The sequence below is a fragment of the Acinetobacter sp. V89_4 genome (assembly GCF_029967875.1).
GTDB classification, from domain to species: domain Bacteria; phylum Pseudomonadota; class Gammaproteobacteria; order Pseudomonadales; family Moraxellaceae; genus Acinetobacter; species Acinetobacter oleivorans.
In genome coordinates, this window is sequence record NZ_JASCAI010000029.1 from 68,366 (window position 1) to 90,803 (window position 22,438).

Genomic DNA, 22,438 nt, shown 5'->3' on the forward strand with positions numbered 1-22,438 from the left:
ACCTTTTAGTCTCATATAATATATCTTATATGAGTAACCTGTCATTAGTATGCTTCTTCATTTTATATGAAATAAGATTTTAATATTAAGAATGTTTTGATTTTTTGGGCATTCCGCAAGTCTTGCAATTTTTTCTAAATAAAAGACTTATTCCATCCATTCCAAAACTTTCTGTAAAAAAACTCTCTTTACACCAAGGGCAAGTATCTTTAGACAAGAAAAACAAGTTACTAAAAAGCATGAGTAGTAAAGCTACTATAATTAAAATAAGTGTAATCACTGAAATATTTACATTAAAGTAAGTTAAAAGCTGAAAGATGCAAAATAAGAAAAAAGGTATTCCAAAAAGTGTAAAAACAACAAAGTACTTTCTAATTTTTAAAAGTTTTTTATATTCTTGATACATTCAATAACCTATATTTTAAGGGTATTCTAAAATTAATAAGATACACCTTATTTAAAAATTCTGCTTATCCTAAACAGCCTTCCAAGCCAATTATCTCCCCCTTTATAAACCCCACTTTAACAATAACTCACTCATTATTTATCCTTACTTTTTAATGATCTAATTTAAAACAAATGTCATTTTGTGTGCTTGACTGCAAAAGGGCAGAGCACTATCCTTTGCCTGCTGGCCACATTGCCAGTCGGTTTTAGCAGACCGTATATTATCTCCCGCATCAGAGCCATTCCTTCTGAGGAATACTCATATGTGGTAGCCACTCGTTCCTTTCCCGTAGCGGTAGGACGGGAGAGGGACACCTTCGGGTGTGCTAGTTTGAGATAATACTAGTCTGCTAACCCTTTCTCGTTCTGCCACCATAATTCTATAAATGTCTGGCAGAACTCCAAATAAAAAGGAGTTGGCTTTGCACATCCATTATTTCTTGGCAACCTTTGCCAAACGCTATAACAACACAACTTAGTTATTTATGAGTCTGATCGCCATGCGGCTGATGAGGCTTTAAATCGTCACGACTAAAAACTTGCAGCAACAATAAAACTTGAGATGTGCCAAGCACAGTCTTTACGGCTTTGCTATGCCTTTTTTCTCCCAAAAAAGTATCTCGTTTATCTAAAACAAGAATTTTATAACGGTAAAACTATGCGACATTTAGTGATCTCTCCACGTGCCATACAAGTCGTAAATAAATCGATTAATCTGTTTCACCACCACGGATTTCATACGGTTGGAATAGACAGAATCGTGAAAGAATCTCAAATTCCCAAAGCGACTTTTTATCATTATTTTCACTCTAAAGAGCGGTTTATCGAAATCTGTTTGAACATTCAAAAAGAGCGCTTAAAAGAAAAAGTAGTATCAATTGCTGACTACGACCAAGGTGCAGATGTGATGGATAAACTTAAAACACTTTATCTTTTACATACCGATTTAGAAGGGCTGTACTACTTATTATTTAAAGCCATTTTTGAAACGAAACTGACCTATCCCAAAGCCTATCAAATTGCAGTGAGGTATAGAACATGGCTGCTGAATGAAATCTATAGTCAACTTATAAAACTAAAAACCGATGTTTCCTTTCAGGATGCCAAACTATTTTTATATATGATTGAAGGCGCGATTATTCAGCTTTTAAGCTCGGGTCAAGTAGGGAATAGAGAGATGATATTAGAATGTTTTTTGAAGCAGTTTAAAGCGGCGTAATATGTATCATTCATCGTTTTCAAGTTTAGCTATTTCATAAAAAAGCCCTTCTTATCAAAGGGCTTTTTATAAAATCTATTCTTTATATTGCCATGCTTTTAAAAAGGTTCGGCAAACTTCTTCATTTAACTGCTGTAGCTCTTGAGGAGTCGGAATGTTTCCGCTAATCAGCGTAGCAGGATATGCATATCCCATTACAGCACCGAGGAATGCTTTTGTTGCTTCCTCTGGCTGATCAATTTTAACAATGCCTGCATTGTGTGCTGTTGCAAGAATATCGGTTAACGATCTTTTAATATTTCCTTGAGTACGCTGTTGAATTTTTGGAAGAATTTCCTTCATTTCAACTAATGCAATAATCAGCAATCTTTGCAGACGAATGACGTCAATATTATAAAAATGATTTTGTACAGCCTGCCCAATTTCTAAGAGTAATTGATCTAGGCGCTTATTTTTTAATTCATGTTGTTCAACAAAAGGCACTTCCATTTCTGTTTTTAAATGATCAAAAACTTCAATAAGTAGAGCTGTCTTAGTTGGGAAATGGTTATATAAAGTTTGTCGATTTGTTCCGGCTTTAGCTGCGATAGCTTCTAAACGAACTTCTAATCCATGCTCAAGAAATAGTGCACGTGCTGCTGCAAGGATAGTAGGGCGAATTCGAGAAGGGCGACCTGGAGATTTTTTTAACATATGAGGATTTCTTGCACATCTTATTTATTTACTTTACAGTAAAGTAAATAAATTGTCTATAAGTCTGGGGTCCCAGATATGCTTGTTTTTAATTTTTTTCATCGTAATACTTTGTGTTTATTGCCTTTGTTGCTTTTCTTGAATGGCTGTGATGCTGACCAGCCTGCGACCAAAAATATTCAACAGGTGGGCATTATCACTATAAAACCAGAGACGATTGAATCTACCTATCAATTGGCTGGTAGAACGGTGGCCTCTGAAATTTCTCAAGTGCGGCCACAAGTCAATGGAGTAGTAATAGAGCAATTGTTTAAAGAAGGCTCTCAGGTGAATAAGGGGCAACCCCTTTATAAAATTGATTCTTCACTTTATCGGGATAGCGTTGACGAGGCCGCGGGTAACCTTGCACTTGCTAAAGCAACAGTCAATTCGACTCGTTTGCAAGCCGAGCGCTATAAAGAATTAATTAAAGTAAATGGCGTGAGTCAGCAAGAGCTTGATAATGCTCAAAGTGCATATGAACAAGCAAAAGCCACCGTGACAGTAAATGAAGCCCTACTGAAAACGGCACGAACCAATTTACGTTATACGCAAGTTACTGCGCCTATTTCAGGACGAATAGGGCGTTCTTCGATTACACGTGGAGCTTTAGTCACTTCGGCTCAAACAGATCCTTTAGCAACGATTCAAAAACTAGATCCTATGTATGTCGATTTGACTCAGTCGAGTGATGAATACATGGCGCTGCGCAAACAGCTTACTGAAAATGGAATAAAACCGAATGAACTTTCAGTACGTTTAAAGCTCGAAAATGGCACAAACTATGCGGAACAAGGAACGTTTAAATTTAGTGATATTGCAGTAGATGAAGCCACTGGAAGTGTCACGTTACGTGCTGCGTTTTCTAACCCGAATAATGCTTTATTACCGGGAATATATGTACGGGCGGAACTTGGAACGGGCACACGTCCTAACAGTATCTTAATTCCTCAAGGTGCGCTGTTCCGAGATACCGAGGGAAATCCTCTTGTTTGGGTTGTTGGAAAAGATAATAAAGCCGAACAACGAAAAATTACTTTAGGGAGTGCGATTGATAATCGTTGGTTAGTGACCTCTGGCTTGAAAGCGGGAGATCAAGTCATTGTTGATGGTCTGCAAGGTTTAAGTGCCGGCATGACGATTGATCCTACCCCAATGAGCTGAGGATTGCGTATGTTGTCGAGTTTTTTTATTGCACGACCTATTTTTGCTTGGGTCCTCTCTATTTGTATTATGGCATTGGGGACGATTTCGATTTTAACGTTACCCATTGAGCAATATCCTGACATTGCACCATCGGGTGTAAATGTCACTGCGAATTATCCGGGCGCATCGGCCAAAACTGTTGAAGATAGTGTGACCCAGATTTTGGAGCAACAAATTAAGGGTATTGATGGTCTTCTTTATTTTTCATCGAGTAGTAGTTCGGCAGGACAAGCACGCATAAGTCTGAGTTTCGATCAAAATACCAATCCCGATACTGCGCAGGTACAGGTGCAAAATGCTGTGAATCAGGCACTGAGTCGATTGCCTCAAGAGGTTCAGCAGCAAGGGATCACTGTGACAAAGTCACAAGGCGATAGTTTACTGGTCTTTGCGCTTTACGATGAAAGTGGGACTAGATCTTCTGTCGACATATCTGACTATATGGTGAGCACACTTCAAGACCCATTAAGTCGGGTCGATGGAGTAGGTGAAATCACTGTATTTGGTGCTCAATATGCAATGCGTATCTGGCTTGATCCTCATAAATTAAACAGTTATGGATTAATGCCATCAGATGTTAGAACCGCAATTGAAGCACAAAACACTCAAATTACAGCAGGAGAATTGGGCGCATTACCCACGCGTGATGGGCAGGCTCTAAATGCAACAGTAACAGCATTATCTCGGCTACAAACCGTGAGCCAATTTGAAAATATTATTTTGCGGACAGAAACAAATGGTGCGGTTGTATTACTTAAAGATGTTGCCCGAGTCGAGCGTGGTGCAGAGAGTTATCAGACGTCTACACGTCTGAATGGAAAGCCAGCTTCGGGTATGTCTATTCAGCTTGCATCTGGTGCCAATGCATTAGAAACCGCTGAACGAGTTAAAGCTGAGGTCACACGATTAACTGCCTCTATGCCAGCGGGTTTAAAGGTTGCATACCCACGCGACAGTACGCCATTTGTGGAAGCTTCGGTAAATGGGGTGATTAAAACTTTAGCTGAGGCGATTGTTCTCGTCATTATTGTCATGTTCTTATTTTTGCAGAGCTGGCGTGCGACTTTAATTCCGGCAATTGCAGTCCCAGTTGTATTGTTAGGTACATTTGGGGTGTTAAGCATATTGGGCTATAGCATTAATACACTGACTTTGTTTGCGATGGTTTTGGCAATTGGTTTGCTTGTAGATGATGCAATTGTGGTCGTGGAAAATGTTGAGCGGGTTATGCATGAGCAAAATGTTGATGCTCGGCAAGCCACTTTAATTTCAATGCAGGAGATATCTGGCGCGCTCGTTGGTATTGCAATGGTACTCGCAGCAGTATTTTTACCTATGGCATTTTTTGGTGGCTCAGTCGGGATTATCTACCGCCAGTTTTCGGTAACGCTCGTATCGGCTATGGTGCTTTCTGCAATTGTTGCTTTAACACTTTCACCTGCGCTATGTGCAACCTTACTTAAACCTGCAAATGAAAAGCATAAACAGAGAAAATTTTTTACTTGGTTCAACCGTAAAGTAGAGCAAGGTCAATCAGGCTACCGCACAAAACTACTTGCTGTTTTAGGTAAACCCAAAATATTTATGATCATATTCGTGGGTATTACAGCTTTGTTAGGTTGGCAATATACGCGTATGAATACGGGTTTTTTACCCCAAGAAGACCAAGGCTCAGTTATGGTTCAATTTAGTACGCCTGTAGGCACGACACTAGCTGAAACAGAAAGGGTTGGTAATCAGATCGCAGATTATTTCTTGACGAAAGAAAAGAATAATCTCAATGTGATTTTCATGGTGATGGGTAGAAATAACGCAGGCAGTGGGCAAAATGTGGGAATGGCATTTGCCGGACTCAAACATTGGGATGACCGAGAAGGTAGTGAAAATACAGCCGAAGCTGTGATTGCTCGTGCAAATGCACATTTTAAGTCACTGCGTAACGCACGTGTTCAGGTACTTTCACCCGCTGCTGTAAGAGGCCTTGGGCAATCTAGTGGCTTTGAATTTTGGTTGCAAGATGCTGAAAATAAAGGACGAGATGCTTTAATTGCAGCACAAAATAATGTGTTAAAAGCAGCAAATGCTGATTCTGGCCTAGCAGCAGTACGTTTGAATAGCTTAGAAGATAAAGCACAGTTACAAGTCGATATCGATCAAAGAAAAGCCAGCGCTCTTGGTTTAGCCCAAGCTGATATCAGTAATACCTTATCTTCTGCTTGGGGCGGATCTTATATTAATGACTTTATTGATAGGGGACGTGTTAAGCGAGTTTATTTACAAGGCGAAGCGAACTATCGTTCTTTACCTCAAGATATTGGGCAGTGGTATGTTCGTGGCGCTACTGGTCAAATGACACCATTTTCTAGTTTCTCTTCTGTGAAATGGCAAATGGGGCCTCAAATGTTGCAACGCTTTAATGGTCTTTCAGCCGTCCAACTTCAAGGCTCTGCTGCAACAGGTGAAAGTTCTGGCGGGGCTATGGATAAAATGCAGCAGTTAGTTGACCAGCAACAAGGCTTTAATCTTCAGTGGAGTGGATTGTCTTATCAAGAGAAGTTAGCGGGTGGTCAAACGATCTGGTTATATTTGGCTTCAATCATCTTTATCTTTTTATGTTTGGCAGCACTTTATGAAAGCTGGTCTATTCCTGTTTCTGTCATGTTGGTTATTCCTTTAGGTCTTATTGGCGCTGTAGTTGCTGCAAGTCTGGCAGGTTTTGTGAATGATATTTACTTTCAGGTCGCTATGCTTACCACCATTGGGCTTTCTGCCAAAAATGCTATTTTGATTGTTGAATTTGCAGCAGCCAAATTGGAAGCTGGTCAGGCATTAATGGACGCCATTATTGAAGGTGCGGGTCAGCGATTACGGCCAATTATTATGACATCTCTGGCTTTTGTTGCAGGTGTTCTACCATTGGCTGTATCTACAGGAGCAGGAGCTGTGAGCCGAAAAGAAATTGGTATCGCCGTAACTGGTGGGATGATTTCGGGAACTCTACTTTCTATTTTCTTTGTGCCTTTATTTTTTCTTTTAGTTCGTCGTTTAACCAATAAGTTAAATGCCCAAAAGGCAAAATGATTTTACAAAACAGAATGTCATTAACAGTTAGGCCCTCATGCGATAAATAGCATGAGGGCCTAACTCCGACTAAAAACTTAGAATGTATTTTGAATAATGACATCATCGTAAGGAAGTTTGCCCACACGCGGGTAAGGCTGAGAGGCTGACTTACCAACTGCAATCATCAAACACACCACATGATCTTCAGGTAAGTTAATGAGCTTTGCCATTGCGTCAAAGTCAAAACCATCCATTGGGCAACTGTCTAAACCATGCTCTTGAGCAAGAAGCATCAAGGTTTGAGCAAAAATACCCGCACTACGCATCACTTCATCACGTTGAGTTTGCGGGCGGTCACGGTAATATTGATCAATCGCACCTACCATAATATTTTGCACTTCTGGAGTCGCGCCATCCCACACGCGTTTAGCATCGGCTTCCCACGAGCTTACTTTTGCGCATAACACAATGAGTAAAGAAGCCTCGGTAACTTGTGGTTGATCCCATGCAATCGTACGAATCTTTTGTCTTAACTCAGCATCTTCAATCACAACAGGGCGCCAATGTTGCAAGTTAAACGCACTTGGAGCATTTGCTAAAACTTCTTGTAATAACTGCTTTTTGTTATCGTCAGAAAGTTGAAATGCAGGATCAAAGCGTTTAACTGCACGGCGGTTATGGATGGCATCAATAACATTCATAAGATTTTCCTACTTGAGAATTGGGTAGCAGTATTAGTTAGTTTTATAACGTTGGGCTACTTCAGCCGAAGAAAAGTTTGGTAGTAATGTGATACGTGATTTTTCAAAATTATTCCATTGATTTTCGTCTTTCAGCACAGGAATTGTGATCGTTTCTTTACGGTCAAAACCTATCAGAGCCGCATCGACCAAATCTTGGACATCCATTAATGGTGGAACTTGGCTTAAGTCGATGCCAGAACGTTCCCAAATTTCGGTTTTAGTTGCAGATGGCAATACGGCTTGAACATGCACGCCATGATCTTTTAACTCTAAATATAAGCCTTGGCTAAAAAATTGGATGAAAGATTTACTTGCGCCATAAATGGTCGAACCAAGTTCAGGAGCTAATCCAAGCACTGAACCTAAATTAATAATGGCGCCTTTACCTTTGCGTAGAAGGGGTTGCGAAATTGCATGAGACAACCGAACAACTGCGGTCATATTTAAAGTTATAAGTTTTTCAATGTCTTTAATATCTTGAGTTAAAAAGTTTCCGTTCAGTGCAATCCCAGCGTTATTTACCAAAATTTCAATATCAGCATCGTTTTTGAGTACATCTTCAATTTTAGTGATGTCTTGATCTTTTGATAGATCGGCTTGAATGAACTCGACCTGTACACCGTATTTTTCTTGAAGGTCTTTTGAGATTTTATCTAAGCGATTGGTGTCTCGTGCAACCAAGATTAAGTTATGGCCACGTTGAGCAAATCGGTCTGCATAGACAGAACCAATTCCTGACGAAGCCCCTGTAATAAGTACTTTTGATTGAGCTGACATGTGATGTCTCCAGGCTTTAATTTTTAGATGATGAATATAATCTAAAATATGCGAGTTTTGATGTCAACCATAATCAATGTATAATTATGACCAGTAGGGTGAATAAAAGTGGGTGCGCCAAAATGAAAGTCAGTAAAACTCAGGTAAAAGAAAACCGAGATAAAATTGTTGAAAAGGCGACTCAACTCTTTCGTAGCAAAGGCTATGACGGAGTTGGCATTGCCGAGTTAATGTCTAGCGCGGGCTTTACTCACGGCGGCTTTTATAAACATTTCACTTCGAAGACCGACCTTGTCTCAATTACCGTTAAACATGGGCTTGAGCAGGTTTTAAAAAGAATAGAAGGTTTAAACTTAACTCAATTTATTCAGCTTTATGTGTCCCGCACTCATCGAGACAACCGAGATTTGGGATGTACCTTAACAGCGTTATCTTGTGATGCTGCAAGACAGCCAGACGAAGTAAAAGTCGAATTTGAAGAGGGTATTGAGCAACTTATTCAGTTCATTATGAATGAACGAGCCAAACAAGTTTCTTTGGAAGCGCCAGAGTTGAGAAAGCAAGCCATTAATATTCTTGCCCAATCTGTAGGGGCAATTGCATTGTCTCGCGCATGCCCAGACCAATCAAACCTTAGCGATGAAATATTGGAAAGCTGTAAAGAAAGCCTTTTTAAAGTTAGCTGATTAAACTTTTTTATCTCTCAAACTGGTTTGGCTAAATTGAATTAACCTCGCAATATCGACAGTTCTTTCATAAATAAGTTTGGCCGCATGTTCGCAGGCTTGTTCTAAGGTAATAGGGCCATTAGTTAGCGAAAATGCAGCTGTAACGCCGTGCTCATAAAGCGCTTGATAGCCTTCGCCTAATGTTCCTGCAATGACAATGACAGGAACATTGTGTGTTTTGGCAATTTGACTCACCCCAAAAACTGTTTTACCACTTAAGGTTTGTTGGTCAAATTTACCTTCGCCTGTAATGACCCAATCCGCGTTAGAGATTTTATGGGCAAGCTGATTGAGTTCAGCCACAACCTTAACTCCAGCTTTAAACTCAGCATTTAAATAACTTTTGGCTGCAAAACCTAAACCTCCCGCAGCACCAGAACCCGCTTCATCTCGTTTATCGAAACCTAAAAGCTTAAGCGAGACATCGGCAAAATGGGCAAGAGCTCCATCGAGTAACTCTACTTGAGCAGGGGAAGCACCTTTTTGTGGACCAAAAATATGAGATGCGCCGTTTGGACCACAAAGTGGATTGGTCACATCGGCAGCCAGTAAAAACCGAGTTTGCTGAATACGTGGGTCGAAATGTGTTAAATCAATTTTTGATAGATTTTTGAGCGCGAGTCCACCAAGGGGTAAAACGTTGTGGTTAGCATCGAGCAAAACTGCGCCCAAAGCACTGAGTAATCCTGTACCTCCATCATTGGTTGCACTACCACCCACGGTTAAAATAATGTCTTTTGCACCTGCGTCTAAAGCATCCAAAATGAGCTGGCCTGTGCCAAACGTTGTGCTGTGACAAGCATCACGCTCAGACGGTGGAACTAACTGTATGCCGCTGGCTTGAGCCATTTCAATGATGGCGATTTTTTGTTTTTCTAACCATCCCCATCTTGCTTGAACAGGCTGACCTAATGGTCCCATTACGGTTTTTTCACGCCATTCCCCTTCACAGACCTCTAACACCGCTTCTATGGTTCCTTCACCACCGTCTGCCATTGGACATATCAGTGTTTCAGCATTTGGAAAAACCTCTTGCCATCCTTTGGCAATGGCTTGAGCGACGCCCAAAGCCGATAGGCTGTCTTTAAAAGAGTCTGGCGCAATCACAACCTTCATAAGTTCTCTGAATCTGTTTTTTTCAATTAATTTATACTGCTTAAACCCATAAAAACCTACTTAAAATGACGTAAATTTCAGCTCATTACATCATTTCTATTTTTTAAAAATATAAAGTGAATTATGTTTTTATCTGTAAAAAATAGATCGTTGTGTTTTTAAGATGTTGTTTTTATTTAATTTAAATAATTTTTTGGTTTTTGCTGAATGATTGTAATTATAAAAAATATGGCACATATTATAACTAGCGTTGAGGCTGCCTCTAAATATCATGAGTAAGATAAAAGTGGATTTTTACTTATTAAGATAAACAGCAAATAGCGTAGATATAACCATAATTAAGTTGTGATTTATTGCACCTATAGAATGTGTAAAAAGTAATAAGAGGATGACAAAGTGGATAATTCAGAAGAACAAAAGCATATTCAGGAAAATAACGGCTTTGCACGAATTGAACCCTATACTCATCCTGCGGGCGGATGGGGAGCACTACTCAGTGTTGCTCGAAACTTAAAGCGGCAAGATATTTTAAAAAAAGGTTCGATTACCTTACTCAATATTAACCAGCCTACAGGGTTCGACTGTCCCGGTTGTGCATGGCCAGAAAAGAAAAATGCTCATGCCTTTAATTTCTGTGAAAACGGCGCAAAAGCAGTTGCATTTGAAGCAACCAGTAAAACAGTGACTCCCGAATATTTTGCAGGTCACACGGTCAGTTGGTTATCAGAACAAAGTGATTTCTTTCTTGAAGACTTAGGTCGCTTAACAGATCCAGTTCGCTACGATGCTGCAACAGATAAATATGTCGCAATTTCATGGGATGAAGCATTCCAGATTATTGCTAAACACCTTCATGCCTTAGATAACCCAGATCAAGCTGCGTTTTATACCTCTGGCCGTGCAAGTAATGAAGCAGCATTTTTATATCAATTGTTTGTGCGAAGCTTTGGAACAAATAACTTCCCAGACTGTTCAAACATGTGCCATGAAACCACAAGCGTTGGGTTACTTGATTCGATTGGTTTAGGAAAGGGCACAGTCACGCTAGAAGACTTTGATTTAGCCGACGCAATTTTTAGTTTTGGTCATAACCCCGGAACCAATCACCCACGTATGTTAGGTACTTTACGTGAAGTGTCTAAACGTGGCGGTAACATTATTGCGATTAACCCGATTAAAGAGCGAGGCCTAGAGCGTTTCCAAGACCCACAAGCACCACTTGAAATGATGACTAACGGCAGTACCCCAATTAGTCGTTATTATTTCCAACCTAAAATTGGTGGTGACTATGCACTCATGTTAGGGATTTTAAAGCACCTAAATGAGTGGGATAAAAAAGCGCTAGCTTCAGGTAAACCAAGTGTTTTTGACCGAAACTTTATTGCGGTGAATACCATTGGTTTCGACGAGATGATTGCTGAAGTTGAAAAAACTGAGTGGGAAGATATTTATAAACATTCGGGTCTATCGCCTGAACATTTAGAAAAATTAGCCAAGCTCTTTTTAGAGTCTGAACGCTCAATTTTCTGTTGGGGGATGGGTATTACTCAACACCGCCACGGAACAGCTAATGTGCATATGTTGGCGAATTTATTATTGGCTCGTGGGCAAATTGGTCGTCCGGGTGCAGGGCTCTGTCCAGTTCGTGGGCACAGTAATGTGCAAGGTGACCGAACCATGGGCATTAATGAATTACCTAGCCCTAAATTACTCGACAACATTGACCGCGTGTTTGGGATTAAATCTCCTAGAAAAAATGGACATGGTGTCGTCGAAACCATTAAAGCCATGGCTGAAGGCGAGGTCAAAGTCTTTATTGGTCTAGGCGGAAACTTTGCAGTTGCGACGCCAGATACGCCGTATACCCAAGAAGCACTTAGAAAGTGTAATTTAACCGTTCATGTCGCAACAAAGTTAAACCGTAGCCATTTGGTGTGTGGTAAAGAGGCGCTGATTTTACCTTGTTTAGGCCGTACCGAAATTGATGAGCAGCTTCATGGCCCACAAGCAATTTCAGTCGAAGATTCAATGAGTAATATTCATTTGTCGGCTGGGCGTAATACCCCAATTTCTGAAAATATTCTATCTGAACCAGATATCGTGGCAAGAATGGCTGAAGCTGTGCTGCCAGACAGCAAGATCAAATGGAAATGGTACATTGAAAGTTATGATCGTATTCGTGACTCAATTGCTGAGGTTTTTGATGAGTTCCATGATTTTAATTTACGTGTCTATAACCCAGGTGGTTTCCATCTAGAACATCCGGCTAATCAGCACATCTGGAACACAAAAAGTGGTAAAGCTCAGTTTATGATTACACCTCTAAGTGAAGTCTATGGTGATAAAGAAAATCAATATGCTGCCGCTTATAGCGAGAGTAAAGTTTATACCTTAATGACTACTCGCTCTCACGATCAGTACAACACTACGCTATATGGTCTCGATGACCGTTACCGCGGAGTATTTGGACAGCGCCGTGTGTTGTTTATGAACCAAGCCGATATTGATGAAGCTGGCTTTGAAGCAAATCAGTGGGTTGATATTGAAAGTGTTTTCTCAGATGGTGTGAAACGTATTGTGCATAGTTTCCGTATTGTGCCGTACAACATTCCACGTGGCAGTTTAGCTGCGTACTATCCAGAGACCAATCCTTTGGTAGCCTTAAGCAGTCATGATAAATACGCCAAGATTCCAGCTTCAAAAAGTGTTCCTGTAATTTTGCATGCTGGTGATGCGCCTGCACACTTTAATTTGGCAACGGCAGTTGACCCTGAAGATGCAGATAAGAAAGTAAGTAACCTTTAAATTAACAGCGATATTAAAAATGTAATTCAAACAAATGGCGCTCTAATCAAGCGCCATTTCAAGATAAAGGAAATTATTTTGACACCACATTCTTATGGGGTTGAAACATTACAAGTAAAGCGGTTTAAGAAAACCGAATCTGAAAGTGTTTTAGATAATATTGTTCAAGAGCATCCGATTGCTTTGGTATATAACGGCATTTCTCATGCAGTGATGATGGCAACACCTACTGATGTGAGTGTGTTCGCTAAAGGTTTTAGTCTGTCCGAAGGAATTTTAATGAGCTTAAAAGAGTTGTATGCCATTGAGGTTCATGAAAGTGAATTGGGAATTGAAGTGAATATGACCATTTCATCTAGAGCATTTGCTGCGTTAAAAGAAAGGCGGCGTATGTTAGTGGGTCGTACAGGCTGCGGTTTATGTGGCATTGAAAGTTTAGAGCAGCTTCAGCTCGATATTCCTAAAATTACCATCGAACCTTCCAAAGAGTGGCTCGAACAAATTCCAGTCGCGATTTCTCAATTAAAAGATCAACAAAAAATTACTGCCTTGACGGGTGGCGCTCATGCCGCTGCTTGGGTGGTTCAAGGCAAAATCATGGCTTTATTTGAAGATGTCGGCCGTCACAATGCCTTAGATAAACTACTAGGTTATTTAGCTCAAGAAAACTACGACACCAGTTTGGGTTTTGTTGTTATGACCAGTCGTGCAAGCTACGAATTAATTCGTAAATGCGCTCAGCTTAATATTGGTTTATTGGCTTCAATTTCTGCTCCAACCAGTATGGCCATTCGGCTCGCAAAAACTTCTGGCCTAACTTTAGCAAGCTTTTGTCGTGGAGATGATTTCGTTTTATACACATAAAGATCATGCATTGAAATATTGATCAGAGCAGCTCAAATGCTAAGAATGATCAAACATAATGGAAATATACATTTCTATTTTGCCTAATTTTAAGTTAAGCACGAACTTTATACTTTATGATCAGACTTATGTAGTTCAGAGTCTGTCCAAATGTCTTGGTTACAATCACTAAAAGAATGGGCAAAACGTCTAAAAAAACAAATTATTATGCTTTGGTTTGCATCAAAGCATCCTCAAATGCCATGGTTCCCAAAAGTTATTGCTGTGGTGGCTGTGGCTTATGCCTTTAGTCCAATCGATTTAATTCCAGATTTTATTCCTATTTTAGGACTTTTAGATGAGGCCATCATTTTGCCGATACTCATTTGGTTAGCGCTTCGATTTACGCCTCAACAAGTTATTTTCGATGCAGAACAGCAAGCTAACCAATGGCTAGAAGAACATGAAAAAGGGCCACGAAATTATTTGGTTGCTGTACTTATTATTTTAATGTGGCTTACTCTTGCGGTGATGGCTTATTTTTATTTTGGTGGTGGCTTGTAGGTGAACTACGCTTAGAAGCCTTATCGTAATTTAACGCCCTGAACATTGTGCTTTGCTACAACTCAAAGGATAATAACGTTTTTATAAGCTTTGAGTTGCAGATAATGAAAATCGTCGCAGATGAAAACTTGGCATTTACCGATTACTTTTTTTCAGAATTTGGCGATATTCAACACCATGCAGGACGCACCTTAACGCACGCAGATATAAAAGATGCTGAAGCTTTATTGGTTCGCTCAGTCACCGCAGTAAACGAAAGTTTAATTCAAAACACCGCTTTAAAATATGTGGGTAGTGCCACAATCGGCACCGATCATTTAGATATTTCTGCTTTAGAAAAACAAGGAATTACATGGGCGAATGCAGCAGGTTGTAATGCGCAGGCAGTTGCTGAATATGTCATTACTGCTTTACTTCATTTAGATGCCAACCTTTTAGAACAACAAGAAAAATTTACCCTAGGCATTGTGGGGCTTGGAAACGTCGGTAAGCGTTTGGCATACATGGCCCAGTTGCTTGGCTGGAATGTGATTGGTTTTGACCCATTTGTGCAGTTAGATTCAATTAAAAATGTAAGTTTAGAAACCCTTTTGCAACAAGCGAATGCAATTTCAATTCATGTGCCTTTAACCAAAAATGGTGAACATGCGACGTATCATCTTTTTGATGAGCAAGCGTTTGCTGCACTTCAACCAAACACGATTTTAATTAATAGTGCGCGTGGCCCAGTCGTTAAAGAAGCTGCTTTAATCGAAGATATTCAGCGTACCCAACGTAAAGTTGTGCTCGATGTGTTTGAGCATGAACCAGTCATATCTGAAGAACTTATAGACATGTTGGCGTTGGCAACACCGCATATTGCAGGTTATAGCCTTGAAGGGAAGGCTCGAGGTACGCAAATGATTTATGAAGCATTCTGCCAAAAGTTTGGGTTTGATATAAATAAACGTTTCGAGACTCAGTTACCTGCATGCGAAGACTATTTTTCAGGACATGATTTAAAGGCAGTGCTCAAGCAAAAATTAGCTAAAATTTATGATATTGCTCAAGATGATGCCAACATCCGTGCCTGTGTTAAAGAAGGTAAAGTAGAGCAAAAAGCATTTGATTTATTACGTAAGAATTATCCGCTGCGCCGTGAATGGGCAGCACACGGGGGACCACAGGCATGAGTTTAAGTTATCAACCTACTTGTTCAATTGATGCTTTAAAGGCTCGTGCTAAGCTTTATAACCAGATTCGTCAATTTTTTGCTGAACGTGATGTCATGGAAGTCGAAACACCGATTGTTTCACAAGCAGGTGTCACCGATGTGCATTTAGCATCTGTTCAGGCTTTACGTCATATTAATGGCAAATTGCAGACTCAATATTTACAGACCTCGCCTGAGTTTGCTATGAAACGGTTATTGGCAAGCGGTAGTGGGCCGATTTATCAGATTTGTAAGGTTTTTCGAGACGATGAACATGGGCGTAAACACAATAGTGAATTTACCATGCTCGAATGGTACCGTCCGGGTCTAGACTTAAAAGCTTTAATGCATGAAACTGCCGATTTATTGCAGACTTGTTTGCAGCATCGTTTTGGTGAAGTTCGTCCGTTTATTTTAAGTTATAAACATGCCTTTCAAGATCGCCTCGATATCAACCCTTTACAAGCAACATTGAAGCAACTCAAAGATACTGCAAATCGTGTGGGATTAAATCTTGATTTAGGCGATGATCGTCTAGCTTACATGGATTTATTATTTTCTCATTTTGTTGAACCAAGTTTAGGATTTGATGCGCCAGTCTTTTTAACTGACTTTCCACCAGAAATGGCATCTTTGGCAAAAGTGAAAGTAGATGAAGATGGGGAAGAGGTCGCAGCACGTTTTGAGGTTTATATTGAAGGTTTAGAGCTTGCCAATGCTTACGATGAATTGCTCGACGCAGAGGTGTTACGTTCACGTTTTGAAGCAGACAATGCAGAGCGTGCTAAGCAAGGCCTTCATGTTATGCCTTTAGATGAACACTTGTTAGCAGCACTGCCTCATATGCCAGAATGTTCAGGAATTGCTTTAGGTATAGACCGTTTACTCATGGTTGCAATGGATCAGGTCAAAATTGAAAAAGTCATTACATTCCCAGCTGAAATTGCTTAAAAACTGGCAAATAAAAAAGCCACAATATTGTGGCTTTTTTATTGAGGGTTTATTTAGCTTAAGCTTGTTGAATACCTGCAACAACCCAATCTTGCTGAGAACCAGCAGGTTTAACAAAGTGCCAGATTTCAGTAAATGGTTGTGGCAAGCTGTTTAAATCTTCACTTACTGTACCTGTAAAGCGTACGCTTACAACGTATTGACCATTTTCAGTCGCACTGTCTACAACCATCGCATTCAGATTGCTAAATTCAGCAACGTCTTGATCTTGGTTTTCCATGATGTCGTTATACATAGAACTATAAAGTTCTGGTGTTAAGTAACGGCGAATTTCTTCAATGTTACTTGCAGTATTCATCGACTGGATGTGATTAAAACGTTGACGTGCAATACGTAAGAAAGCAGCAGGTTCACTACCATCTGGAAGTTGATTGCCATTGCTCGTTGTTGCACCGCCAAAAGGAGCTTGGGTTGCTGCACCGCCACCAACAGATTGACCAAAGATATTTGTATTATCTCCAGCATTACGTGGTGTCGCTTGTGGTGCAGCAGAACGACCAAATGGGTTTTGACCGTCGTTATTTGGTGCGTAAGGATTATTAGCTGCTAATTTTTTTTTTGCGCCCAATTTGCGGAAAACAAAAAAGGCTAAAGCTGCTGCAAGTAATACCCAAAGCCAGCTAGGAATTCCACCTTTTTTCTCTTCTTGTTGCGCTTGAGCAGCTTGTTCTGTTCCAGCTTGAGTTGCTTGATGTTCAGTTGATGTTGGTTTGTCATCAGCTAAAGCATTTGCTGCAACAGCACCTACGGCAGCACCAGCCACACCAGCTGCAACCATTGAACCAACACCCGGACCTGATCGTTGAGGTGCAGTAGCAGGTTGTTGAGCAGGAGTCACTTGACGAGGTTGTTGATAAGACTGGCTTGAAGTAGTAGAGCGTGCCATACCGTGGCTTTTACCACCACCTGCACGTTTAGCTTCAGCAAGAGGCGAAATTGCTAAAGCAGCCATTAAAATACCGGTAATCAAGCCACGCTGGTGTACTTCCATAGGAAATTCCTGTCTAAAATTAAATTGTAATAGTATTTATGAAGGTATTTACGCTAAATTTCAACCATAAAAGTATGTTTTTTTATGTCAATTCATCACTGAGTTGCATTGCCTCAGTCAATGCTTCATGCAGACGGGCAACCGCAATGACTTGTACGCCTGGAATTGCTTTTTGCGGCGCATTACCTCTAGGCAAAATGACATACTTAAAGCCATGTTTTGCAGCTTCTTTTAAACGCTCTTGGCCATTTGGTACAGGACGAATTTCACCAGAAAGGCCAACTTCTCCAAAAACGGCAAGTTGCTGAGGCAATGCTTTGGTTCGTAAACTTGAAGCACATGCTAATAAAACTGCTAAGTCTGAACCTGTTTCGGTAATCTTTAAACCACCGACAATGTTGACATAGACGTCTTGTCCGGTGGTTTGAACACCGCCATGGCGATGCATTACAGCAAGCAGCATGTTCAAACGGTTTTGTTCCAGACCCAATGCTACGCGACGAGGTTGTCCTTGAGCATCATCAACTAAAGCTTGGACTTCCACCAAAAGAGGGCGAGTCCCTTCACGGCTAATCATGACAATTGAACCCGGAATCGCTTCATCATAACGGCTTAAGAAAATGGCAGAAGGGTTAGCAACTTCACGTAAGCCTTTATCTGTCATGCCAAATACGCCAAGCTCGTTCACCGCACCAAAACGGTTTTTAACAGCACGAATCATTCGATAACGTGAGTCTGATTGGCCTTCAAAGTAAAGTACACAATCCACCATGTGTTCTAAAACACGTGGACCTGCCAGTGCACCTTCTTTGGTCACGTGACCAACAATGAAGAGTGCAGTGCCACTATTTTTTGCATAACGAGTTAATAAAGCAGCAGATTCACGAATTTGCGAAACACCACCCGGTGCTGATTGAAGTGTTTCTGTATATAGCGTTTGGATCGAATCTAAGATCGCCACGACAGGTTTTTCTTGTTCTAAGACTTCGCAAATACGTTCAACACAGGTTTCTGCCATGACTTTTAACTGGTCAGTAGGTAAGTCAAGACGTTGAGCACGAAGTGCAACCTGAGATAAAGATTCTTCACCGGTAATATAAAGTGCAGAGCTTTTTGCACTTGCCATATAGGTTGCAGTTTGCAAAAGAATAGTCGATTTACCAATACCGGGGTCACCACCAATCAATACGACTGAACCCGTAACTAAGCCTCCGCCAAGTACGCGATCAAATTCGCTGATGCCTGTCGGTAAGCGTGTTTCATGGGAAAAAGTGACTTTATTTAGTGTTGTAATATTGGCAGCTTGGCCAGCATAGCCCCCAACTTTTGGACGTGCGCGGTGAGCGGTAGTTGGCTCAAGTTTGACTTCAGTCAAAGAATTCCATTCACCACACTCTGAACATTGACCTGCCCATTTAAGATGATCGGCACCACATTGTTCGCAACGGTAAACAGTTTTGACTTTGCTCATATTCGACTTCAGTTAAAAACTTCTTAATTAATAGTAGAAACGGAGTATAACAAAACCAAAATAGAGAATCAGTTTTGAAGTGGAATACATTTTGCTTAATTTAAAACAACGAAAATATTAGGTCATTGTCATGTGTTAGTTAATTTAAAAGATTAAGGTCGAGCAGGGGTATTTTTAATAAACAGATGAAGGACTGAAATGAAATTGAAGATTAGAAAATGGTCAATTGAATCGTCTTTTTAATTTAAAAATCAGACAAGTTCAAGTCATGTTTTTAGACCGTAAAGTGCGTTGTATTGCTATGGGCTTGTGCGTATTATCAGATTTAATTGTATGTAGCTTGAAATCATCAGCAATACAGATAAAAATCGGTTAGCTGAAAAATTATCAAAAAATATACATTTAAAAGATACCTGCAAATGGTGCGATATCGTCTTTTTGATTTTAGCTAACGGACTAAAAAAAATTACTGGAGTGTATTGATAAGATGTCGAATCAAAATCTGAATGAGCCTCATGAACAAGGTGAGCTCCATCGTAGCCTCTCAAATCGGCATTTACAGCTGATCGCGATTGGCGGTGCAATTGGTACGGGATTGTTTATGGGATCAGGCAAAACGATTAGTCTTGCTGGCCCTTCAATCTTATTTATTTACCTGATTATTGGTGTGATGGTGTTTTTTGTCATGCGTGCGCTTGGCGAATTACTTCTTTCAAATCTTGCCTATAAATCATTTATTGATTTCACAACAGATTTAATTGGCCCATGGGCAGGTTATTTTGTAGGTTGGACCTATTGGCTGTGTTGGATCACCATTGGTATTGCCGATCTTTCTGCAATTATCTATTACTTGCAATTCTTTAATAATGGTCTACCTTTCTCGCCAGTCGAAGGTGCAATGATCAGTGTTGCTGCCATTGTATTCATTATGGGCTTGAACTTGTTAACAGTTCGCCTGTTTGGTGAGTTGGAGTTTTGGTTTGCGCTGATTAAAATCCTAGCAATTATTATTCTAATTGCAGTGGGTTTATGGATGATCTTTACAGGCTTTACCTCGACTACTGGTGAAGTGGCATCCTTTACTCATTTGTGGGCAAATGGCGGCTTCTTCCCGACGGGTGTGCATGGCTTCTTGGCAGGATTCCAGATTGCGATTTTTGCTTTCGTTGGTGTAGAGCTTGTCGGAACAACGGCTGCGGAAACTAAAGATCCTGAACGTAATTTGCCTAAAGCAATTAACTCAATTCCAATTCGTATCATTATTTTCTATGTGTTCGCATTAATTATTGTAATGTCAGTAACACCATGGAATAAAATTGATCCGGCGATCAGCCCGTTTGTAAATTTGTTTAGTCAAGCAGGCGTTGCGGCAGCAGCAATCTTAATGAACTTGGTTGTGTTGTCATCAGTGATGTCATCAATGAACAGTGGCGTGTTTTCAACAAGCCGTATGTTGTTTGGTCTATCTCGTGAAGATCAAGGACCAAAAGCTTTTGGTAAATTGAACAGACGTGCGGTACCTGCAAATGCATTGTATTTCTCTGCTGCGTGTTTATTGTTAGGTGCAGCATTACAGTATTTTGTACCAAATACCGTTGAGGCGTTTACGCTTGCAACAACACTTTCAACGATTCTGTTCATTTGTGTGTGGTTACTCATTATCTGGAGTTATATCCGTTATTACACTACACGTCCTGAGCTGCATGCAAAATCAACATTTAAATTGCCGGGTGGCCTATTTACATGTTGGATCACGATTATTTTCTTTATTGGTATGATTTACGTGTTGTCTTTAGAGCCAGATACGTTTAAAGCGCTTAAAGTCAGCCCAATCTGGTTTATTATCTTGATCATTGGTTATTTCTTCTTCTATAAACCGCGTCATAAAAAGTAGTTAAATTTATTTGGTTATGATTAAACGCTAGCTGAAAAGCTGGCGTTTTTTATGCATATTGTTTTTCTCTTTAAGTTTACTCTTTAGCCGCCTGCATGATCACGGTATACTGCATCGAATTGTTTAAATCAGGTGCTCAGATGCGTCGTGTCATTTGCCTCATCAGTTTATTGAGCAGCAGTATTTTGCTAAGCGCTTGCGGTCAGTCAGGAGCATTACAGCTACCTTCTGATCCGAATTATGACAAACGCGCGAAATACTTGCTCTATCGTAATAAAGAACAGAAACAAGTTGTGCAACAGGATGAACAAGCTGATCAGCCAGTTGAATCATCAGCCCCAACCCAAACAACTTCACCTTAAGCTTTGAAATAAGGACAAATTCATGAGTTTCACTCGCATTAATGGAGTATTGCACGCAGAGCAATGTTCTATGGAGCAGCTTGCGCAGCAATTTGGCACACCTTTGTATGTTTATTCAAAAGCAGCTTTTGAAAAACATTACTTAGATATGGATCGTGCTTTTGATTTTATTGATCATCAAATCTGTTTTGCGGTGAAGTCTAACTCAAATTTAGCTGTTCTTAATGTATTGGCAAAACTTGGTGCTGGTTTTGATATCGTATCAGGTGGTGAGCTTGCACGTGTTTTAAAAGCGGGTGGAGATGCATCTAAAGTTGTTTTTTCTGGCTTAGGTAAAACTGAAGCCGATATTGAAACATCGTTAAATGTAGGCATTGCTTGCTTTAATGTAGAGTCGTATGCCGAACTAGATCGTCTTCAAAAAGTTGCAGCTCGTCTAGGCAAAAAAGCGCCGATTTCTTTACGTGTAAATCCAGACGTAGATGCAAAAACACATCCTTATATTTCAACAGGTTTAAAAGAAAATAAATTTGGTATTCCAAGTGATACCGTTTATGAAACCTATCAATATGCTGCATCTTTACCAAACCTTGAGATTATTGGAATTGACTGCCACATTGGTTCGCAATTAACCGAGACTAAACCATTCGTTGATGCTTTAGATCGTGTCATGGTAATGATTGAGGAACTAAAAAAACTTGGTATCAATCTTAAACACATCGATATCGGTGGTGGTTTAGGGGTTTGCTATAAAGATGAAACACCACCAAGTGTTGAAGAATATGCCAACTCAATGAAACCTGCTTTAGAAAAGTTAGGTCTTAAGGTTTATATGGAGCCGGGCCGCAGCATTAGTGCAAATGCAGGTGTGCTTTTAACCAAAGTGGATTTGCTCAAGCCTACGAGTCACCGTAACTTTGCCATTATTGATGCAGCAATGAATGATTTAATTCGCCCTGCATTATATGAAGCTTGGATGGATATCCAACCTGTGGTACCAAGTTCAGATACTGAAGAAAAAACTTGGGATCTCGTGGGTGCAATCTGTGAGACAGGTGATTTTATTGGTAAAGATCGCTCATTAGCGTTAAAAGAAAATGACTTGTTAGCTGTTCTTGGCGCTGGCGCTTATGGTTTTGTAATGAGTTCAAATTACAATACACGTGGACGTGCCGCAGAAGTGATGGTGTCTGGCGACAAAGCCCATTTGATTCGTGAGCGTGAAACAGTTGAATCCCTTTGGGAAAAAGAAAGTTTATTGCCTGAGGAGTAAA

Annotated in this window: 19 protein-coding genes; 12 read left to right on the top strand and 7 right to left on the bottom strand. The window is 40.3% G+C overall.

What is annotated here, in order from left to right; translation table 11 throughout:
• Nucleotides 1–85: 85 nt before the first annotated feature.
• A complete protein-coding gene (locus QLG01_RS16170) occupies nt 86–406 on the bottom strand; it encodes a hypothetical protein (RefSeq protein ID WP_017388991.1) in 321 nt (106 codons plus the stop codon).
• A gap of 699 nt (nt 407–1,105) precedes the next feature.
• On the opposite strand from QLG01_RS16170, the gene QLG01_RS16180 reads away from it, so the two are divergent.
• Nucleotides 1,106–1,666: a TetR/AcrR family transcriptional regulator gene (locus QLG01_RS16180; RefSeq protein ID WP_282496941.1), complete on the top strand. Its 561-nt coding sequence runs from the start codon at nt 1,106–1,108 to the stop codon at nt 1,664–1,666.
• Nucleotides 1,667–1,741: 75 nt separating this feature from the next.
• On the opposite strand, the gene QLG01_RS16185 is transcribed toward QLG01_RS16180, so the two are convergent.
• Complete coding sequence (locus QLG01_RS16185; RefSeq protein WP_005307701.1) at nt 1,742–2,359, bottom strand: TetR/AcrR family transcriptional regulator; 618 nt, start codon at nt 2,357–2,359, stop codon at nt 1,742–1,744.
• Nucleotides 2,360–2,437: 78 nt separating this feature from the next.
• Between QLG01_RS16185 and adeD the strand changes: the two genes are divergently transcribed.
• Both adeD and adeE read left to right on the top strand, forming a co-directional pair.
• Entirely contained in the window at nt 2,438–3,562 is a 1,125-nt protein-coding gene (adeD, locus tag QLG01_RS16190) for a multidrug efflux RND transporter periplasmic adaptor subunit AdeD (protein ID WP_282496942.1), read from the top strand.
• Between the two features lie 9 nt (nt 3,563–3,571).
• Entirely contained in the window at nt 3,572–6,685 is a 3,114-nt protein-coding gene (gene adeE, locus QLG01_RS16195) for a multidrug efflux RND transporter permease subunit AdeE (RefSeq protein WP_282496943.1), read from the top strand.
• A 77-nt stretch (nt 6,686–6,762) separates the two neighbouring features.
• Here the strand turns inward: adeE and QLG01_RS16200 are convergent, their stop codons facing one another.
• Nucleotides 6,763–7,368 carry a nitroreductase family protein gene (locus QLG01_RS16200; RefSeq protein ID WP_250375261.1) on the bottom strand — a complete coding sequence of 202 codons (606 nt, stop codon included), beginning with the start codon at nt 7,366–7,368 and terminating at the stop codon, nt 6,763–6,765.
• Between the two features lie 33 nt (nt 7,369–7,401).
• A complete protein-coding gene (locus QLG01_RS16205; RefSeq protein ID WP_192837065.1) occupies nt 7,402–8,187 on the bottom strand; it encodes an SDR family oxidoreductase in 786 nt (261 codons plus the stop codon).
• 122 nt (nt 8,188–8,309) lie between these two features.
• Here QLG01_RS16205 and QLG01_RS16210 point away from each other — a divergent pair, with 122 nt between their 5' ends.
• The gene (locus QLG01_RS16210) at nt 8,310–8,873 is read left to right on the top strand and encodes a TetR/AcrR family transcriptional regulator (protein ID WP_282496944.1); all 564 of its coding nucleotides are present in this window, start codon (nt 8,310–8,312) and stop codon (nt 8,871–8,873) included.
• Here the strand turns inward: QLG01_RS16210 and QLG01_RS16215 are convergent, their stop codons facing one another.
• Nucleotides 8,874–10,031, bottom strand: a complete 1,158-nt coding sequence (locus QLG01_RS16215; protein WP_250375263.1) for a glycerate kinase — start codon at nt 10,029–10,031, stop codon at nt 8,874–8,876.
• A gap of 396 nt (nt 10,032–10,427) precedes the next feature.
• Between QLG01_RS16215 and QLG01_RS16220 the strand changes: the two genes are divergently transcribed.
• The 5 genes from QLG01_RS16220 to epmA all read left to right on the top strand — a co-directional run bounded on the left by QLG01_RS16220 (nt 10,428) and on the right by epmA (nt 16,386).
• The gene (locus QLG01_RS16220) at nt 10,428–12,836 is read left to right on the top strand and encodes an FdhF/YdeP family oxidoreductase (RefSeq protein WP_282496945.1); all 2,409 of its coding nucleotides are present in this window, start codon (nt 10,428–10,430) and stop codon (nt 12,834–12,836) included.
• A 78-nt stretch (nt 12,837–12,914) separates the two neighbouring features.
• Nucleotides 12,915–13,700, top strand: a complete 786-nt coding sequence (fdhD, locus tag QLG01_RS16225; protein WP_192837061.1) for a formate dehydrogenase accessory sulfurtransferase FdhD — start codon at nt 12,915–12,917, stop codon at nt 13,698–13,700.
• 150 nt (nt 13,701–13,850) lie between these two features.
• Nucleotides 13,851–14,243 (top strand): DUF1232 domain-containing protein, encoded by a 393-nt coding sequence (locus QLG01_RS16230; protein ID WP_013197039.1) that lies wholly within the window; start codon nt 13,851–13,853, stop codon nt 14,241–14,243.
• A gap of 104 nt (nt 14,244–14,347) precedes the next feature.
• Nucleotides 14,348–15,415 (top strand): 4-phosphoerythronate dehydrogenase, encoded by a 1,068-nt coding sequence (locus tag QLG01_RS16235; RefSeq protein ID WP_282496946.1) that lies wholly within the window; start codon nt 14,348–14,350, stop codon nt 15,413–15,415.
• Nucleotides 15,412–16,386 (top strand): EF-P lysine aminoacylase EpmA, encoded by a 975-nt coding sequence (gene epmA / locus QLG01_RS16240; RefSeq protein WP_174744014.1) that lies wholly within the window; start codon nt 15,412–15,414, stop codon nt 16,384–16,386. Before QLG01_RS16235 ends, epmA begins: the two co-directional genes overlap by 4 nt.
• Before the next feature lie 58 nt (nt 16,387–16,444).
• On the opposite strand, the gene QLG01_RS16245 is transcribed toward epmA, so the two are convergent.
• Together QLG01_RS16245 and radA are read right to left on the bottom strand one after the other, a co-directional pair.
• Nucleotides 16,445–17,437, bottom strand: coding sequence for a TIM44-like domain-containing protein (locus tag QLG01_RS16245; RefSeq protein ID WP_013197042.1), 993 nt, complete (start codon nt 17,435–17,437; stop codon nt 16,445–16,447).
• Between the two features lie 82 nt (nt 17,438–17,519).
• The gene (gene radA / locus QLG01_RS16250; protein ID WP_013197043.1) at nt 17,520–18,908 is read right to left on the bottom strand and encodes a DNA repair protein RadA; all 1,389 of its coding nucleotides are present in this window, start codon (nt 18,906–18,908) and stop codon (nt 17,520–17,522) included.
• Nucleotides 18,909–19,395: 487 nt separating this feature from the next.
• Here radA and QLG01_RS16255 point away from each other — a divergent pair, with 487 nt between their 5' ends.
• From QLG01_RS16255 to lysA, 3 genes are all read left to right on the top strand, one after another.
• Nucleotides 19,396–20,802: an amino acid permease gene (locus QLG01_RS16255; protein ID WP_005307657.1), complete on the top strand. Its 1,407-nt coding sequence runs from the start codon at nt 19,396–19,398 to the stop codon at nt 20,800–20,802.
• Nucleotides 20,803–20,942: 140 nt separating this feature from the next.
• Nucleotides 20,943–21,164 carry a lipoprotein gene (locus tag QLG01_RS16260; protein ID WP_004790575.1) on the top strand — a complete coding sequence of 74 codons (222 nt, stop codon included), beginning with the start codon at nt 20,943–20,945 and terminating at the stop codon, nt 21,162–21,164.
• A 22-nt stretch (nt 21,165–21,186) separates the two neighbouring features.
• Nucleotides 21,187–22,437, top strand: coding sequence for a diaminopimelate decarboxylase (gene lysA / locus QLG01_RS16265; protein ID WP_151964215.1), 1,251 nt, complete (start codon nt 21,187–21,189; stop codon nt 22,435–22,437).
• Nucleotide 22,438 lies beyond the last annotated feature (1 nt).

Bases quoted from the DNA above. Each gene is read 5' to 3' on its own strand.
- QLG01_RS16170 (WP_017388991.1), bottom strand. From the start codon at position 406: ATGTATCAAGAATATAAAAAACTTTTAAAAATTAGAAAGTACTTTGTT.
- QLG01_RS16180 (WP_282496941.1), top strand. From the start codon at position 1,106: ATGCGACATTTAGTGATCTCTCCACGTGCCATACAAGTCGTAAATAAA.
- QLG01_RS16185 (WP_005307701.1), bottom strand. From the start codon at position 2,359: ATGTTAAAAAAATCTCCAGGTCGCCCTTCTCGAATTCGCCCTACTATC.
- adeD (WP_282496942.1), top strand. From the start codon at position 2,438: ATGCTTGTTTTTAATTTTTTTCATCGTAATACTTTGTGTTTATTGCCT.
- adeE (WP_282496943.1), top strand. From the start codon at position 3,572: ATGTTGTCGAGTTTTTTTATTGCACGACCTATTTTTGCTTGGGTCCTC.
- QLG01_RS16200 (WP_250375261.1), bottom strand. From the start codon at position 7,368: ATGAATGTTATTGATGCCATCCATAACCGCCGTGCAGTTAAACGCTTT.
- QLG01_RS16205 (WP_192837065.1), bottom strand. From the start codon at position 8,187: ATGTCAGCTCAATCAAAAGTACTTATTACAGGGGCTTCGTCAGGAATT.
- QLG01_RS16210 (WP_282496944.1), top strand. From the start codon at position 8,310: ATGAAAGTCAGTAAAACTCAGGTAAAAGAAAACCGAGATAAAATTGTT.
- QLG01_RS16215 (WP_250375263.1), bottom strand. From the start codon at position 10,031: ATGAAGGTTGTGATTGCGCCAGACTCTTTTAAAGACAGCCTATCGGCT.
- QLG01_RS16230 (WP_013197039.1), top strand. From the start codon at position 13,851: ATGTCTTGGTTACAATCACTAAAAGAATGGGCAAAACGTCTAAAAAAA.
- QLG01_RS16235 (WP_282496946.1), top strand. From the start codon at position 14,348: ATGAAAATCGTCGCAGATGAAAACTTGGCATTTACCGATTACTTTTTT.
- epmA (WP_174744014.1), top strand. From the start codon at position 15,412: ATGAGTTTAAGTTATCAACCTACTTGTTCAATTGATGCTTTAAAGGCT.
- QLG01_RS16245 (WP_013197042.1), bottom strand. From the start codon at position 17,437: ATGGAAGTACACCAGCGTGGCTTGATTACCGGTATTTTAATGGCTGCT.
- radA (WP_013197043.1), bottom strand. From the start codon at position 18,908: ATGAGCAAAGTCAAAACTGTTTACCGTTGCGAACAATGTGGTGCCGAT.
- QLG01_RS16255 (WP_005307657.1), top strand. From the start codon at position 19,396: ATGTCGAATCAAAATCTGAATGAGCCTCATGAACAAGGTGAGCTCCAT.
- QLG01_RS16260 (WP_004790575.1), top strand. From the start codon at position 20,943: ATGCGTCGTGTCATTTGCCTCATCAGTTTATTGAGCAGCAGTATTTTG.
- lysA (WP_151964215.1), top strand. From the start codon at position 21,187: ATGAGTTTCACTCGCATTAATGGAGTATTGCACGCAGAGCAATGTTCT.